Raw genomic sequence first — 15,200 nt, 5'->3', positions numbered from 1 at the left:
CTAACGGACCGAGGAGACCTTATTTCGGTCAAAAGCGGCTAAATGGTCACCATGAGAGCCCAATAAGGTCTCTGGAGTCCGTTACAGCGGGAAATAGCCGGGAAATGGGCCAATAAGGTCTTTACGGTCCGTTACGTTCAGTGCGGCTACGTTGAGTGCGGTTACGTTGAGCGTGGTTACGATCGGCCCCGCTACTGAAGTCCCTAGCCTCATCCGGCCTCAAGCGTTGTGAAAAAACGCGCTTCGTAAGCATAGGCTTCGGTGCTCCAAACCTGACTTTTTAACACTATCTATCATGCTTGTTGTGTGCAGTTTGCGGTATTCAACATCGCTTCCAGCAAAGCGACGCTTCGCGGCGGGATCGTCAGCTTCAGCTCCGCAACGTCTGCCGAAATCGTCTCGGATGCCCGCGGGTCCGGGTCCAGCGAACAGTAATGACAATGCATTTTCGTTATCGTTTCCGCCACGGGAATGTCCCCTGGGCGCAACGTCACCTGCCAAGCTTCCTCGCCGACGTTGGCGAAAAACAGCCCGACGCTTTCGTCGCGGTATTTCCAGACCGCATGGACGATGCTATCCACGCTTAAGCTGCCCGCATCGTTATACTCCAAGGAACCGATCCCGTGGTTGTAATGGAACCAGTCCAGCGTCACCCGGCCGAAATCAAGGGGAAGCGGGGGAAGCATCTCGCCGTAGGCGAGGTATTTATTGCCGGCGCCGGTTCTTAGGGCCGCAAACAGGCTCAGGTAGCTCGCCCGCTCTTCCGAGAAGGCGTATCCCCTTGGCTCGAAAGTAGCGTAGTGCTCGCCGCTTTCGTTCTCCACGCCGTCCAGCGCCTCCATCGGGCTGTATTCGTAATTGAGTTCGTACAGCCCGCCCCACAAATACGTCCGTGCCACGGTAAAATAGAACAGGTTGCCGATCTCCTCGGTCAGCTTGCCCCAACCGTCCAGCCTCACGGGTCCGTATTCGTGGTATACATAGGCAAACAGCGGAACCAGCTCCGCGTCCCCCGACTTCAGCAGCTCCCGGAACGGGTAGCCTTCCAGCGGAGCGGCCGGCTGCCCGCCGGCGCGGGCCTGATAGAAGTCGAGCGCATCCAGGTACGCCTCGTTCATCATTTCCGTTCCCATCGGCACATAACGTCCCACCGCCTGCCCCATCGCTTCCTTTGTCTCGGCGTAGTTCCGCCGGTACGCGTCGGTGATCGCTTTACCGGCGCCAACCGGGTGGCCGTGACTTTCGTCGAGGCACACCTTCAGGATGTTGTTCGCCGAAATGTCGTAGTAGATCGCGTCCACGTCCACCTCCCGCTGCAGCGTTTCGTCCCTGCGCCGGTGGAGATCCCGGCTAAAGGAGGTTGCCGGGCAGAGGAACGGGAACCGGTAGGCGTCGATGCTTTTTTTGTCGTCCGGGAAACGCTGGGCGGCCGCTTTGGCCAGTTCCCCGTCCGCCCCGGCGAAGTTGAACAAATAGTCGAATTCGAACGGGGCGAATTTGTCGCCGTTCTCACGCATGCAGGCGATATTGTCCGGGTTGAACCGGGTCGGGAACCAGTCGTCGTAGCCGCCGGGCACGCCCCGCCCGAACGTTTGGGGCGCCTTGCTCCAGTCCGGACCAAGGATATGGAACAGCGGCGTCCCGATTCGCTCGCGGTACTTGCGCAGCCACGCGGTCCGGTCGTAACCGGCGTTGATGCCGAACGTGGCCGCCCCCGCCTCCTCGTACAGCCAGCGGAACAGCTCCGCGTCGCCGCGGTCCCGCCGCTCGGCCAGCGTGCCTTTGGCGCACCACGGTTGCTGAATTGCCCAGGCCTTGTAAAGAGCGGCGGCTTCGTGCCAGCCCCGCCCTTCAAGCAGCCGCACTTCCATCGGGTACGGCACCTCGATGCCTTTGCCGGGGCCGATGTCTTCGCAGGCGTGAATGAAGGACGCTTCCAGCCCCCCGTTTCGGTTTTTGTAGAAGTTCAGCCACTTGGCGTAACCGTCCGGGTCCAGAGCGGCGAAATACAGTCCGCCGCAATCCTTGCCGTAATAGGCGAAAAACTGCATCGCCGCGCCCGAAAAGCTTTCCGGGTAGGGCATGTAGCGCAGCCCCAATCCTTCGTGGCGAAAGTGCTTCTGCGGATTTCGCACCTGAAAGCCCGTGGCAAAGCTGTGGACGGCAAAATCGTCCTCGCCTCCCTCCGTGATCGCCCGCAGATCCGGAAGGATCGGATACTCCAGGCTCATGACGGCCGGTCCGCCCGGTGCGTTGGCCACCCCGCAGCGAAATTCCAGCAGGTCTGCCCCGTCACGCAGCCGGATCGTTCCGGTCACGACCGGTCCCGCCGCGGTTTGCCAGCGCAACAGACATTCGCGGAATCCTTCCCGCTCCCGCAGTTCGTAAGAAAATCCACTAAACTCGCCCGAAGCACCGGCTTCCGTCTCCAGCCAAAACGCGTCGCCCCCGCCGCCGTCCGGTTCGATGTATTCCCGTCCGCTTGGTTTATCGCGCAGGGAAACAACCGCGCCGTTGTCCTCGCGAAGCCCCACGTACAGCCGGGAATTTTCCAACTCGATCACTTAAAATCCTCCTTTCGTCGCCTTTACTTCAAGCCGGATATTTTGATGCCGCGGATAATGTACTTCTGGAAGATCAGGAAGAGCACGATCGTCGGCACGGCCGCGAGGCTCGATCCTGCCATCAAAAGCCCCATCTCCGTCCCCCGCTCGGAACGGAACGTGGCCAGATACTGCATGATTTGAAACAGGTTCACGTTCGTAATCGTCATCGTCGGCCAGACGAAGGAGTTCCAGTAGCCCAGGTACGAGCCGATGCCTACGATGACGAATACCGGGTATGACATCGGCAGGAAAATATGCGTAAAGATTTTGAATCGCCCCGCCCCGTCGATCAAAGCCGCTTCCTCCAACGCCAGCGGAATATTGAGATAGAACTGGCGGATGAAAAACATATGCCCGGCGGAGGCGACGCCCGGCAGCACGAGCACCGCCAACGTGTCGAGCATTTGCAGTTTGGTCACGACGATAAACGAGGTCACCAGGATCGCCATGCCCGGGATGAACATCGTCAAGATGACGTACACCCACAGCACCCGCTTGAAGCGGAACTCCAGACGGGCGAACACATACGCGGCAGAGGCGTTGATCGCCAGGCTTAACCCGGCAAACAACACCGCTCCGCCAAACGTGATGATCATCGATTTGAGAAACATGCTGTCCTGCAAAATGGAAATGTAGTTGCTGACCAGCCACCGCTCCGGCAAAAACCGGAACGGCGTGGACAACACCTCCGTCTTGGCCTTGAATCCGGCGATCGCCATCCACAGCAATGGAAACAATGCCACGCAGGCGACCAGAAGACCGGCGGCATGCAGGACGATTTTGCCGATCTGTGCTTTAACTCTCATCGTCTCTTAGTCCTCCATCCGGGTTGATTTTAACCGTCCACCGCTTTATCCGAATTCAGCACCTTGAAGATGATCGCGGAAATGCTGCCCAGCACGAGGAACAACAGCAGCGCCGAAGCGATGGAGTGGCCCACGAGCACGTCGTTCCGGAAGTGGTTGAAAATGTACAGGTTCGGGGTCAGCGTCTCGTCGACCGGGCCGCCGCCGGTCATGATGAGCGGCAGCTCAAACTGCTGGACGGCTCCGGTGAAGCCGGTAACGAGCAGATACAAGATGACGTTTTTCATCAGCGGCAGCGTGATCCGCAGCATTTTCGTCAACCCTCCGGCCCCTTCCAGCTCGGCCGCTTCGTAATAGCTCTCCGGGATGTCGAGCAATCCGGCCAGCATGATCAACGTCGTAATCCCGAAGCCGAGCCAAACGACCGGCACCGCGATGCTCGCGAGCGCTGTCCGGACGTCGGCGATCCAGGCCAGTTTCTCCAGCCCGAACAGCCCAAGCAGGTAATTGGCAAGGCCGGCGTCATAGTTGTATATAAAAGCGAATACGATCGAAGCGATGATGCCGGAAATGATCGTCGGGATGTAAATCGACGTTTTCACGAACCCGGACCAGCGTCTTCCCATGCCTTTGATCACGTGGGCGAACAGAAAGGCCAGCAGCAGCTGGGCCGGAACGACCATCAGCGAGAAGCGGAGGCCGATCAGAACCGACTTCGTAAACAACGGGTCGGTCAACACGTTGACGAAATTGCGCAATCCGACATAAACCGAATCCTGGTAAAAGCTCCAATCGTAGAAACTGACATTAATGGCGTACACGAACGGGATGATGACGAATACGGTAAGCAGCGCCAAAATCGGCAGCAGCATCGCGTACGCCACTTTATTTTCATAACGATGGTTGTTGCGAAGCATCCTTATTCACCGCCGTTTGCTCTCGGATTCGTCCCCGCCAGCTTCTGCTTCGCAATGAAATTGTTGATTTCTTTCTCCGCGTTAGCTAGCGACTTATCCACGTCCTCGCCTTTCATCGCCTTCTCGATCGCGGTGGCGAAGAACATGCTGATGTCCCATGGATAGACCGGTTCCGCTTCGGAATACGGCACGATCTTCTCGGCGATCAGCTTGCGCCATTCATCGTTTTTCGCGTCCGCATCCTGGTTCATCGCTTCGTCCACCGATTTGCGCGGCGAAAACTTGGAGAATTGGCTCGTTTTGAAGAAGTCGATCATGATGTTCGGGTCTCCGGCCAGCAGCCAGCTGATATATTCCGCGGCCGCCTCGGGATGTTTGGACTTGCCGTCCACGACCAGCGTCCAGCCGCCCAGCGTAGCCGTCGTTTTCGTTTGATCCCCGTCGATCGACGGCATGGGGGCGACGCCGATTTTGTCCAGCATGTTTTTGTATTCGTTCCGGAACAGGCCGATCGCCCACGAACCGCTGATTTCCATGGCCACCTTGCCTTGACCGAACGGCGCTGCGTCCGCATAACCGGCCAATTGCTGCTTCGGCATGATCCCTTCCTGGTACAGCGTTTTGTAGAAGTTCAGAAGCTCCCGATAACCGTCGTTCAAGACATCCGCTTTGGACCAATCGTCCGTGATCGGCAGATGCCCGGCCGCATTAAACTGCAGCCCCCAGCTCGACCATCCGAGATCCCCGGCGGTTTGGGCCGTCGATAAGCCGTACACGCCGTTTTTGGTCAGTTTCTTGCCGTAGTCGATCAGCTCATCCCACGTCACCGGCGGTTTGGCCGGATCCAGCCCGGCGGCTTCGAACAAATCCTTCCGGTAATACAGCACCGCCGAAGGCTCTACCAGCTTCGGATAGGCGTAATACTTGCCGTCCACCGTGACGAAACCTTTGACATTGTCGTAAAGATCGTCAAAAAGACTGGGGTCCATGTAATCGTTCAGCGGCAAAATCTGGCTTTGCTTCGCCGACGGGGCGATGTTGCTGTAGTTCATCGTCATCAAGTCGGGCGCCTTGCCGGCCGCCTGCGCCGCTTTCAGCTTCTGCGCCCAGGCATCCCCCGGCACGATCGTCAGCTTCACTTCGATATCGTCATGCGTCTTGTTGAATTCGTTCGTCCATTTCTTGAACCAGGCATCCGTTGTCTCCTCGAACTTGTTCGCCCAAAATTCGAGCTTGACTTTCTCCTTTGGAGCAGCGTTGTCGCCGGCCGCCGGTTCTTCGGCGGCATTCCCGCCCCCGTTTCCTGCATTTCCGCCCGCAGCGGTATTCCCGCCGTTCCCCGCGCCTCCGCAGCCGGATACAAGCAAGGCTACGACCAGCAGCAATCCCAATGTCCAAGACAATCCTTTTAAACGACGCTGTTTCATTGAGTAAACCTCCCTTTTTTTCGGAAAAGCTTCTATTTAAACGCCTCAAAGCGCTTAAACCATAGCGGACTCCCCTTCTTGGCTCAATTGCCGGAGCCGGATTCCTCCAGCGTGGCTTTGAACCAGAACACGTTATATGGATCCCAAAGCGACAAGGCAAAATAGATCGTCCGCCCGTCGTCCGCGAGATAACGTTCATTCATGAACGGGGCGTATAACCCCGGATATTCGGCGGCCGGGACCAGGTCCATCGCGTCTCCCCAAGGTCCCCAGGGAGTTAAGCCTTCCCGGAGGACGACGCCTTGGCCTTCTTTCAAATAAGTCATCAGCCAGCGCTCCAGACCGGAGTTCCAGATGACCGACAATTCCCCGGCACGATCGTCAACCACGAGCTCGGCCCGGTCCATATCCGGACTCCATCGCGCTTTCCCCTGCTCGTCGCGCCCCGCGAAATATTCGTAGCTGCCTAAGTTTTCGATGTTTTTCTCCTTCACCCGCATCAGTTTAACGCCTCCGAAACGTCCGGATGGGATCGTCCAGAAATAAATGTCCGCTTCCGCGCCGTCCCCGATTTTAAACGGGCTCACCTGGATAAATCCGCTGTCTCCCGGCCATGTGAGTCCCTCCACGGCCGTCCAGGTCCGGCCCCCGTCCACCGACTTGGCTGCGCCGGCATAGTTCGCGTCCCATTCTCCCGGATCGCCCCAATGATTGACGGACATATAGTAAAGGTACATCGCTCCGTCTACGGACAATCCATGCGTCGGGATCACGGTCATTTCGTCGTAGTCGAGCTTTTTGGACGGGATCAACTCCTTGGCAAGCCCTGTATCGTCCGTGATCATCCCGTCAAAAGCGATCCCGTCGGAAGGGTCGAGGTCCGTGCTGTAGGCCATGACGTTCGATCGCCAAAAGCTTCCTCCCCCTCCCGTCATCCCTTCCGGCCTTTCGCCGAACGTGTCCCCGAAGACGAAATACGTTTTATCCTCCACCGTAAACATCGATCCCAGATCGGTCCCGTAGACTGCGAACCTGTCGGTTTGATTCAACGACTCCTTTCCGGTAAGCTGAGCGATCCGCTGCAGGTTGGCGGTGCTCTTCAAAATAAACGCATCCTCCGCAGGAGCGGTCATCCGTTCGAGCCCGGAGGGCTCTTTGCCGCAGGAAGCGGTCAACAGCAGCAGCGCGGAAAGAAAGAACAACGGAATGCTGCGCAACAGGATTCATCCCCTTATCGGCGTCCCTCAGGGCGCTCATTGTATGGCTTTCATTTCATTCTGCAATCGATTTCATATTTTCGGCAAAAACAAGCTCCTTCGCCTGACCGAGACCGTCGGTTTCGTCTCAGGCGGGCAAGTTTCCCCTTCCGGCGCTTTCTCAACCATGTTAATATGAAAGCGATTACATATTTAAATTTTACAGGATCATCCGGCCGGGTTCTATGTTGGGATTTGTGATTTCTTATCCATTCTTGCTATTGTGGCCGAATCACGATCACTTCTTTAGTACCGGCTCTTTCTCGCTTCGGCAATTCTGTTTATTATTTATAGATAGTTAATGCTCTCGTTGATGGATGGCCTGCTTCCAATCTTGCTATACAGGAGGGACAGATGGACAATCAGCCAATGACGCTTCAACAGATGTTGCACAGCCTTTCACCCAATGTCCGGAGAGCGTGGAATCACCGGGTCGACGAGATGCGCCTGACGCCTCGCATCATTTTCGACTATGAGCTGCTGTACATGGAAAAGGGCGAACTCACCATTCGCGTGGAGAACGAAACGTTTGTCACGGAACCCGGGGACATTCTGTTGTTCAAACCGGGCTTGGAGCATGAATTCCTATGTTCGCGAGGGGAGTGCTGGATGCCGCATATTCATTTCGACGTGTTGTATTACGAGGATTTTGAACAGGTGCCGATCAATTTCAAAAATCGCGACGAGTGCACCGAGGAAGAATTGGCCTGGCTTCGCCCCGACGTCCTGGGCACCTCCTTCGGTTTTCCGAACGTGCTGCGCATCGGCAACCATGCCGAGGTGCACAAGACGCTGATGCAGATTATCCATGCCTACGAACGGCGCGACTCCGACTATCCCCTGTTGCAGAAATCGCTGGTGCTGCGCATCCTTTATTTGCTGTTGAAAGGGCGGAAGGCCAACGATAACGCGCATCTGGTTTTGCATCAGCGCGCGATGGAGCGAACGGTCACCTACATTATGGAGCATTACAACGAAACGGTACCGCTGGAGACGTTATCCAAAATTGCCTGCCTGAGCGTGTTCCATTTCTCCCGCATCTTCAAGCAAACGTACGATTTAACGCCCCATCAGTTCCAGATCCGCTACCGCATGGAGAAATCGAAGGAATTGATGATGTTTAACCGCATGTCCTTATCCACGATCGCCGAGAAGGTCGGCTACGGCAACGTTTACTCGTTCAGCAAAGCGTTCAAGCAGGCGGAAGGCATGTCGCCGCGCCGGTTTTTGAGCACTTATTCCAAGACGACTTAGGCGGGATCAACATCACGGCGGTTTGCCCGTATCTCTTTACCATCGCAGCGGCAGGTTATTTTTCCGGAAAGCGCGGGATACCTTCATATGAAAATAGATGAGGTCGTTCGCTCGGTCGGATGGCATGGCCACGGTTTCGGCTCGTCCATCCCGGTTCTGCCAGATGGACGATACAAAAAGAGGAATAAGGAGATAAATTCATGAATAGCAATAATTCATCTAAAGCACTTGGACAATTTTTGAAGTCACGAAGAGAACGACTTCAACCAGAAATGGTTGGTATTACGGATATATCACGAAGAAGAACGCCAGGACTGCGCAGAGAAGAAGTCGCTTATATGGCTAATGTAAGTGCTACCTATTATACTTGGCTGGAACAAGGACGTGATGTCAAGCCCTCTCAAGACATCTTAAAAAATATAGGTGTAGCTTTACAGTTAGACAAGGATGAAATGATTCATTTGATTGATTTATCAGAAATCGGAAGTTTACAATCTCAAGAAGATATTGATGAGGACGAAGAAGAAGACAGTACTTCTTTATACGCAGCTGTTGAACAGTTGAATTATCCATCATTTATAATAAACGATAAAACCGATGTACTGGCATGGAATAAAGCTGCCGAATTAATTGTTTCTGATTTTAGTGCATGGCCTATAGAAGAACGTTTCATGTTAAATATCATTTTTTCGGATGAAAAAATTAAAAAAGAAATGGTAAATCGTGATGAATTTATCTCCTATAGCGTAGCAGTATTTCGTGCGGTATGTGATCGTCACCCAGAACACCCGGAATATCTAGACCGGGCTAGATGGCTCTGTGAAAATTATTCAGAATTTAAGATATTATGGGAACAACATGATGTCCGGCAGAAAAAAATTACCTGCGGTATTTTTCAACACCCAGATGTTGGCCTACTGGAATTCCAAGCACATTCTTTATCAATTGATGGCAATCCCACTTTGCATTGGAGCATTTATACATCAGCGGGCATAGAAACTGAGGAAAAACTAATAACTATATTAGCTTAAGATAAATAATGAACAATTGAATATTACTATGCAATTATCAAAACCGCCGCCAGAAATGACGGCGATTTTTTATCTTATTTAATGGTTTGTTGCAATGTGCTTGCAGTCATATAGAGGTAGATTTAAAGCTAATACCAACTTTAGACTGGTAATTTTATTACTAGCATAAACGTACGGCGGCTAACTTTAATTTCTAAATATATGATTGGAACAAACCGAATAAAAGGAGGATTTTTTATGACAACATGGTTTATAACAGGGGCGAATGGTGGATTAGCATATTCCATGATTGAGATATTGCTCAAGAGAGGTGATCGCGTCGCAGCTACAGTACGTAAACCGGGTACTCTTGATGCCCTTAAGGAGAAATATGGTTCTAATTTATGGCAAGCAAGGCTTGATTTAACTGACCCAAGCTCAATAAAACAGGCAGTAAGCCAAGCCATAGAGGAACTTGGAACGATTGATGTATTAGCAAACACTGTCGGGTATGGAATGTTTGGAGCTGTGGAAGAAGCTAACGAAGAACAGATTGAACAATTATTCCAAACAAACGTATTTGGAGCATTACGTGTAGTTCGTGCCTTTATGCCGTATTTTAGGTCAAAAGGGAAAGGACATATTGTTCAGATTTCCAGCATGGTAGGTTTTCTGTCAAACCCCGGGCAAGGGTTGTACAGTGCATCTAAGTGGGCAGTTGAAGGAGTTTTTGAAACACTGGCAAAAGAAGCGGCACCATTTAATATAAAGCTTACACTTGTAGAACCCGGGGCTATCCGTACTGGATTCTTTTCTAACAACGGTGTTTTTGGACAAGAATTGGACGTATATGATGATCAACCTGCTAGAGCATTCAAAAAACTTTATCAGAACATCCAATCCCAAGAAAGTAAAGGCCCTGACGAGAGAGTCGGCAACGGCGACCCGAAAAAAATGGCGGAAGCTATTATTAAGTGCGTTGACGAAGGAAAAGGACCGTTACGTTTAGCTCTAGGGAGTGATGCTTATCAGGAAATAAAAGCAGCTTTAACAGCAAGGCTGACTGAACTGGAAAAACAAAAAGATGTTGCCTACTCTACCGATTTCAAAGATATACTTTAAAGATTTTAAATAAGAAAATCTCTATAATTAAATAGGTTGATTATTAAAAACAGATTTTGTTTTATCTCCCTAATTGAACCCTTTTTATTAAAATGAATGTGTGTACTATCGGCCGATAGATAACCTGATAAACTGCTAAACACCTTTAAATATGGGTGCTGGTAGGTAGTTAAGTGCGCGCTTTAAAGGCCTTCCAATGGGCAGTAATGTGATTGGAGGGCCTTTTATGTGCGGAAAAGTCTTGTATTTGCCGATAGAGGGATCGCCGTCTTACATCGACGGTTGGATATAGCAGAAATCCCAATTCTACATATTTTTAAAAAATTACATCAAAAAATGAGCGGATATTTCGCTCATTTTTTATTCGACACCTTTCGGGAACTTTCCTGTAAAGGTGTTTTTTTGTTCTCTTTATTGACCTCTATTTTGTCGGACAACCCCTATCACTTCGGGCAGATTTGGCCCGAAGTCCGCCCCCGTTCTCGTTCCCCTCCGGCTCCATTTCAATCAACGAACCATAAAAAATCGAAATGGAGGAACGCTCTATGGCTAAAATCAGAACGCTTTGCTGGAAGCGGAACGCTTTGCTGGAAGCGGAACGCTTAGAAAAGAATTATATTCGCCGCCGCTTCTATAACAACCCGATTTTATCCATTTTCCACAAATTCGGATTATTGACGAGCGGGGTTTTAAACACGATGTGCACGGTTTTAATCGAGGCGTTAATAACGATCTCTCCATCTCTTGGGTCCAATCTCACCTAAATTATATTCGGGGGGCGAAGTGCCGAACAGTGGACAGGATTTTGATTAAGTGATCTATTATGTTCAAAAAAACGCCGCGGTCTCGTACTCTCGTACGGGCTGCGGCGTTTATTCCCGCGCGGCGCATAAACGGCCATAAGACGGGGTTTATTCCGTTTTCGGTTTTTTCACGAACGGCGCGGCTTTGGCCAGCACTTCGTCTTCCGTCGGCGCGCTGACGTACCGGCCGTTGATATATACGAACGCTCTTTTGCCGCAGGGTCCGCAATAGGACTTGCAGCCGATTTTGATCTCGGCATCCGGCGCGAGCTTTTGCAGTTTCGGTACAAATGTCTTCATGCGGATATGATTGCATTGATCGCATACGCGAATATCGTTAGCCATGCTTGGTCCCTTCTTTTGTTAAGCTAAAGCCTAGTGATCGCCGTGATTGCCTTTGGAGGGATTCGTGATGACGAAACCTTCCTCGGGGAAATACAAATAATCGATTTTCACGCCGTCGAGCAGCGGATCGGTTCCCTCCACGAGGACATCGATGTCTTTGTCGGTCTTAAAGAGCTCGTCCTTGTCTCCGGGCTTGACCAAATCCAGGCCGTAATGGGCGTGGTCCCCATGGGAATGGGTGATGAATACCTTCAACACCAAACCTTGGTTCTCTTCCTTTTCCAGTTCTTTTTGTATCACCTTCGCCGCATTGCGGGTAATTTTGACGTTCATATGATCTCTCCTATCCTTAAGTGGCTTCCTAACATTCCTATTGTAAAGAAACGCCGTCCAACAAGCAAGACCGGACCGTTTGCATTCGTATGAAAAAACCGCCCTCCGTCCCGTCAAGCCCCCGGATATTTGCGCTCCGCCCGGGTAACGAACCAGTTCATCAGCAGTATCGTAACCGCCATGTCGTCGATCGGGATCCATGGCAGCACATCCGGCAGAACCCAATACAACAGCGCCGGCGCAACCAGCAGCAGCTTATCGGTAAACGGGACTTTCCCGGAGGTCAGCAGGGGCAGGGTACGGCGAATAATATGAGACCAATGCCGGAGCGACCCCCATGATTTCCATCTCATTCCCTAACCCACCTTTCCAGACGCGAATATCGGCTTTTCGTTAAGATACCCTATTTTAGCATTTTTCAACGAATTCCGGCGAGGATCCCGACAAGCAGTGAAAAATCCGGGAACCTTCCCGGATCTTCACGGTCTTGATCGAACGGCAGCAACTGAGGCAGCAAGCATACCGATAAAAATCTAAAAGCTCAGGAAATACACGAGCACGGCCAACACCGCCAAATGCGCCGGATAAAAAGCCCTCCATACCCAGCGGGGCAGCCGCCAGGCCTCCAGTTTCCGCCACAACCCCGGTCCGTAGGCGATGACCATCGTCGGAAGGATGCTGGCCAGTTGGATCACCCAACCGAAAGCAAACAGGTAAGCCACATTCAGGAGCAGGTGCATCGCCACCATTTTTCCCGTCCCCGCATATTTGAAAATAAGCGCGAGCAGCAGTCCGTAAGCCCCGTAATCAAACGGAAGCACCTCCATCAACACGCAGACGCCGGCGATGAACAGGACGGACGCAACGCCCGGTTTGAACTGATCGAGCAGACGAATGACCAAAGAGGACATAAATAGCGTAGCCACCACGTTCAGGCCGTTCGTATCGAAAGCCAGTTGATAAGGAATTTGGGACACGGCGGCGATCAGGAACAAACGGACGGCATAGTTCCGGTAATTCGAAGTGTGCGCATGGCCCTGGACGAGCGCATACGCGTAGATGGGAAACGCAATCCTTCCGATAATCCGCCACAGCATCTCACCGGGGAAAAACAGCAGCCCGATATGGTCGATGAGCATCGTGATCATGGCGATCAGTTGCATGGCCCACACTCCTTTCATTTCCTAAAGAGGTAAACTCAAAAATATGATTTTCATTTATTTAAATATTGAGTAGACTGAAATTACGCCGCTCAGGCGTGCCAACATAGATAGGGGAGTCGCTATGTTTTTATTTATCGTCAATCGAAAATCGGGCAACGGGGGAGGCGGCCGGATCTGGAAAAAAATCAGAAAAAAACTCCAGCGGCAAGGCATCCCTTACGAGTACGCTTACACCGACAGCGCGGAGCAAGCGCATTCATTTCTCTCGGCCCGTTTATCCGGCCAGGAATCCTGGAAGGCCGTGGGGGTCGTCGGCGGCGACGGCACGATTCACAGCCTGCTGCCGGCGCTGCGGCACTCCGGCGTACCGCTAGCGGTCTTCTCCGCCGGTTCGGGCAATGACACCGCCCGCGGGTTCGGCATCCCGCGCCGAACGGGGGCCGCGCTGGAGGTGATGCTGAACGGCCGCGCCAAGACGGCCGATCTGATCTCCATCGCCGGGCGCAGCACCTTGACCGCGCTGGCCGTCGGCTTTGATGCCGAGGTAGCCCATAACGTCAACCAAAGCCGCTACAAGCAGATATGCAATGCAATAGGCCTCGGGAGAATCGCGTATATTATCGGCATTTTCCATACTCTTCTGACGTTTCGCCCCGGCCCGTTAACCGTGGATTGCGACGGGGTGACCCGGCATTACGATTCTGCCTGGCTTACGGCGATCAATAACGTCGCCAGCTATGGCGGCGGGCTGAGCATTTGCCCGGAAGCCAAGCCGGGAGACGGGGTGCTCGACCTTTGCATCGTCCACGGCTGCACGAAGCTGAAGCTGCTGCTGTTGTTTCCGACCGTGTTGATCGGCGCCCATACCAAGCTGTCGTTCGTAACGATGCGAAGAGGCCGGAATATTACGGTGCATGGCGGTTTGCCCCGGCTGGCCTTGGGCGACGGGGAGCCTGTCGCTTCCACCCCGCTCAATGCGTCGGTCGATGCCGGCGCCCTCCGAATCATGTGTCCGTTGCCGTAACGGCAGGGAGCCCGTACTGCAGCGAAGCCGATTTTCAAAAAAACCTTTGGCCGGGACCCTCATCCCTCCAAAGGTTTTTTGGTTTAGTTACCCTGCCGGGCTGGACACTTGCCAAACGATCGGCGTCAACTCGATTTGCTCTCCGAGCCATTGCCGGGCGATCTTGCGGAACATATCCGCGTCGCCGCTGCAGAAGAACTGGTGCACGGGAAGCGCATTGCCGCGGGCCAGGCAGCCCTTTTGATGAAGCACGGTGCTGATTTCCCTGGCGGTTTCGTCCGCCGAACTGATCAATTTTACTCGGGGACCCATGACTTGCTGGATCGGCTGTTTTAAGAAAGGATAATGAGTGCAGCCTAAAATCAGGCAATCGATCGGATGCTCCTTCATCTCCCGGAGCGAATTCTGAACGACCAGCAGCGCCTCTTTCGTTTCGTAAAGTCCTTGCTCGACCAGAGGAACGAAGTCGGGACAAGCTTCGCTGACGATTTCGATTTGCGGATTAAGTTCGCGGAGCGCCGAGGTATAAGCGCCGCTGCGGATCGTGCCGATCGTGCCGATGACCCCCACTTTGCCGGTTTTGGTGGCGCTGATCGCCGCCCGCGCGCCGGGATGGATGACGCCGATAACGGGGATCTTCACTTTGGCCTTGATATATTCCAGCGCAGCCGCCGTTGCCGTATTGCAGGCAATCACAATCATTTTAGGATCGAACTGAATCAAATAATCGACGATTTGCTCGGTAAACAAGCGAACTTCTTCGGGTGATCTGGGACCGTAGGGAGCTCGGGCCGTATCTCCGAAGTAAACGATCTTCTCTCTGGGCAGCTGTCTCATCACCTCTTTGCAGACGGTGAGACCTCCCACTCCCGAGTCTAATATAGCGATGGCTTGTTGCACGAACATACCGCTTCCTTTGTGTTAGTATAAAATCTCTCTCGTTACTTTATGACTCCGCGTCAAAAAGCGTACCTAAATATTAACTCAAATTGCAGGGGAGGACAAGGAAACCCGGCGCTCTCTCCAAAATGAAAAAAGACCCTTGCGGGTAAACTGGTACCCATCCACTGGACACTTCAAAAAAAGTGTTTAGCGTATGGGTACCTTTTTGTATACTGGAAACAACAGTAGGGG

The 15,200-nt window shown here is 52.8% G+C and carries 15 protein-coding genes; 5 read left to right on the top strand and 10 right to left on the bottom strand.

What is annotated here, in order from left to right:
- Positions 1-293 precede the first annotated feature (293 nt).
- The 5 genes from ACQ4N8_RS27305 to ACQ4N8_RS27285 form a co-directional block, all read right to left on the bottom strand.
- Complete coding sequence (locus ACQ4N8_RS27305; RefSeq protein ID WP_430707517.1) at positions 294-2,564, bottom strand: DUF6259 domain-containing protein; 2,271 nt, start codon at positions 2,562-2,564, stop codon at positions 294-296.
- Between the two features lie 23 nt (positions 2,565-2,587).
- Complete coding sequence (locus ACQ4N8_RS27300; RefSeq protein ID WP_430707516.1) at positions 2,588-3,412, bottom strand: carbohydrate ABC transporter permease; 825 nt, start codon at positions 3,410-3,412, stop codon at positions 2,588-2,590.
- A gap of 29 nt (positions 3,413-3,441) precedes the next feature.
- Positions 3,442-4,329, bottom strand: a complete 888-nt coding sequence (locus tag ACQ4N8_RS27295; protein WP_430707515.1) for a carbohydrate ABC transporter permease — start codon at positions 4,327-4,329, stop codon at positions 3,442-3,444.
- Between the two features lie 2 nt (positions 4,330-4,331).
- The gene (locus ACQ4N8_RS27290; protein WP_430707514.1) at positions 4,332-5,756 is read right to left on the bottom strand and encodes an ABC transporter substrate-binding protein; all 1,425 of its coding nucleotides are present in this window, start codon (positions 5,754-5,756) and stop codon (positions 4,332-4,334) included.
- Between the two features lie 83 nt (positions 5,757-5,839).
- On the bottom strand, positions 5,840-6,973 hold the full coding sequence (locus ACQ4N8_RS27285; protein WP_430707513.1) for a DUF4185 domain-containing protein: 1,134 nt from the start codon (positions 6,971-6,973) through the stop codon (positions 5,840-5,842).
- A gap of 393 nt (positions 6,974-7,366) precedes the next feature.
- Between ACQ4N8_RS27285 and ACQ4N8_RS27280 the strand changes: the two genes are divergently transcribed.
- The 4 genes from ACQ4N8_RS27280 to ACQ4N8_RS27265 all read left to right on the top strand — a co-directional run bounded on the left by ACQ4N8_RS27280 (position 7,367) and on the right by ACQ4N8_RS27265 (position 11,162).
- Positions 7,367-8,266, top strand: coding sequence for a helix-turn-helix domain-containing protein (locus tag ACQ4N8_RS27280; protein ID WP_430707512.1), 900 nt, complete (start codon positions 7,367-7,369; stop codon positions 8,264-8,266).
- Positions 8,267-8,466: 200 nt separating this feature from the next.
- Complete coding sequence (locus ACQ4N8_RS27275; protein ID WP_430707511.1) at positions 8,467-9,297, top strand: helix-turn-helix transcriptional regulator; 831 nt, start codon at positions 8,467-8,469, stop codon at positions 9,295-9,297.
- Positions 9,298-9,534: 237 nt separating this feature from the next.
- A complete protein-coding gene (locus ACQ4N8_RS27270; RefSeq protein WP_430707510.1) occupies positions 9,535-10,398 on the top strand; it encodes an SDR family oxidoreductase in 864 nt (287 codons plus the stop codon).
- Between the two features lie 545 nt (positions 10,399-10,943).
- Entirely contained in the window at positions 10,944-11,162 is a 219-nt protein-coding gene (locus ACQ4N8_RS27265; RefSeq protein ID WP_430707509.1) for a hypothetical protein, read from the top strand.
- 147 nt (positions 11,163-11,309) lie between these two features.
- Here the strand turns inward: ACQ4N8_RS27265 and ACQ4N8_RS27260 are convergent, their stop codons facing one another.
- From ACQ4N8_RS27260 to ACQ4N8_RS27245, 4 genes are all read right to left on the bottom strand, one after another.
- A complete protein-coding gene (locus ACQ4N8_RS27260; protein WP_430707508.1) occupies positions 11,310-11,546 on the bottom strand; it encodes a DUF1450 domain-containing protein in 237 nt (78 codons plus the stop codon).
- A gap of 30 nt (positions 11,547-11,576) precedes the next feature.
- Entirely contained in the window at positions 11,577-11,879 is a 303-nt protein-coding gene (locus tag ACQ4N8_RS27255) for an iron-sulfur cluster assembly accessory protein (protein ID WP_430707507.1), read from the bottom strand.
- Between the two features lie 113 nt (positions 11,880-11,992).
- On the bottom strand, positions 11,993-12,232 hold the full coding sequence (locus tag ACQ4N8_RS27250) for a hypothetical protein (RefSeq protein ID WP_430707506.1): 240 nt from the start codon (positions 12,230-12,232) through the stop codon (positions 11,993-11,995).
- A 180-nt stretch (positions 12,233-12,412) separates the two neighbouring features.
- Positions 12,413-13,042 (bottom strand): TraX family protein, encoded by a 630-nt coding sequence (locus ACQ4N8_RS27245; RefSeq protein WP_430707505.1) that lies wholly within the window; start codon positions 13,040-13,042, stop codon positions 12,413-12,415.
- A gap of 121 nt (positions 13,043-13,163) precedes the next feature.
- Between ACQ4N8_RS27245 and ACQ4N8_RS27240 the strand changes: the two genes are divergently transcribed.
- Positions 13,164-14,066, top strand: coding sequence for a diacylglycerol/lipid kinase family protein (locus ACQ4N8_RS27240; RefSeq protein ID WP_430707504.1), 903 nt, complete (start codon positions 13,164-13,166; stop codon positions 14,064-14,066).
- A gap of 87 nt (positions 14,067-14,153) precedes the next feature.
- On the opposite strand, the gene racE is transcribed toward ACQ4N8_RS27240, so the two are convergent.
- Positions 14,154-14,972: a glutamate racemase gene (gene racE / locus ACQ4N8_RS27235; RefSeq protein WP_430707503.1), complete on the bottom strand. Its 819-nt coding sequence runs from the start codon at positions 14,970-14,972 to the stop codon at positions 14,154-14,156.
- Between the last annotated feature and the right edge of the window lie 228 nt (positions 14,973-15,200).

This window comes from Paenibacillus macerans (assembly GCF_050565405.1).
In the GTDB taxonomy this organism is placed as follows: Bacteria; Bacillota; Bacilli; order Paenibacillales; family Paenibacillaceae; genus Fontibacillus; species Fontibacillus macerans_B.
The sequence above is the reverse complement of the archived record's forward strand: the minus strand, read 5'-3'. Positions and strand labels throughout refer to the sequence as shown.

What these genes read in the sequence shown, in the direction of transcription:
- ACQ4N8_RS27295 (WP_430707515.1), bottom strand. Translation starts at nt 4,329, where the DNA reads ATGCTTCGCAACAACCATCGTTATGAAAATAAAGTGGCGTACGCGATG.
- ACQ4N8_RS27245 (WP_430707505.1), bottom strand. Translation starts at nt 13,042, where the DNA reads ATGCAACTGATCGCCATGATCACGATGCTCATCGACCATATCGGGCTG.
- ACQ4N8_RS27280 (WP_430707512.1), top strand. Translation starts at nt 7,367, where the DNA reads ATGGACAATCAGCCAATGACGCTTCAACAGATGTTGCACAGCCTTTCA.
- ACQ4N8_RS27255 (WP_430707507.1), bottom strand. Translation starts at nt 11,879, where the DNA reads ATGAACGTCAAAATTACCCGCAATGCGGCGAAGGTGATACAAAAAGAA.
- ACQ4N8_RS27250 (WP_430707506.1), bottom strand. Translation starts at nt 12,232, where the DNA reads ATGAGATGGAAATCATGGGGGTCGCTCCGGCATTGGTCTCATATTATT.
- ACQ4N8_RS27240 (WP_430707504.1), top strand. Translation starts at nt 13,164, where the DNA reads ATGTTTTTATTTATCGTCAATCGAAAATCGGGCAACGGGGGAGGCGGC.
- ACQ4N8_RS27275 (WP_430707511.1), top strand. Translation starts at nt 8,467, where the DNA reads ATGAATAGCAATAATTCATCTAAAGCACTTGGACAATTTTTGAAGTCA.
- ACQ4N8_RS27300 (WP_430707516.1), bottom strand. Translation starts at nt 3,412, where the DNA reads ATGAGAGTTAAAGCACAGATCGGCAAAATCGTCCTGCATGCCGCCGGT.
- ACQ4N8_RS27270 (WP_430707510.1), top strand. Translation starts at nt 9,535, where the DNA reads ATGACAACATGGTTTATAACAGGGGCGAATGGTGGATTAGCATATTCC.
- ACQ4N8_RS27265 (WP_430707509.1), top strand. Translation starts at nt 10,944, where the DNA reads ATGGCTAAAATCAGAACGCTTTGCTGGAAGCGGAACGCTTTGCTGGAA.
- ACQ4N8_RS27260 (WP_430707508.1), bottom strand. Translation starts at nt 11,546, where the DNA reads ATGGCTAACGATATTCGCGTATGCGATCAATGCAATCATATCCGCATG.
- ACQ4N8_RS27290 (WP_430707514.1), bottom strand. Translation starts at nt 5,756, where the DNA reads ATGAAACAGCGTCGTTTAAAAGGATTGTCTTGGACATTGGGATTGCTG.
- racE (WP_430707503.1), bottom strand. Translation starts at nt 14,972, where the DNA reads ATGTTCGTGCAACAAGCCATCGCTATATTAGACTCGGGAGTGGGAGGT.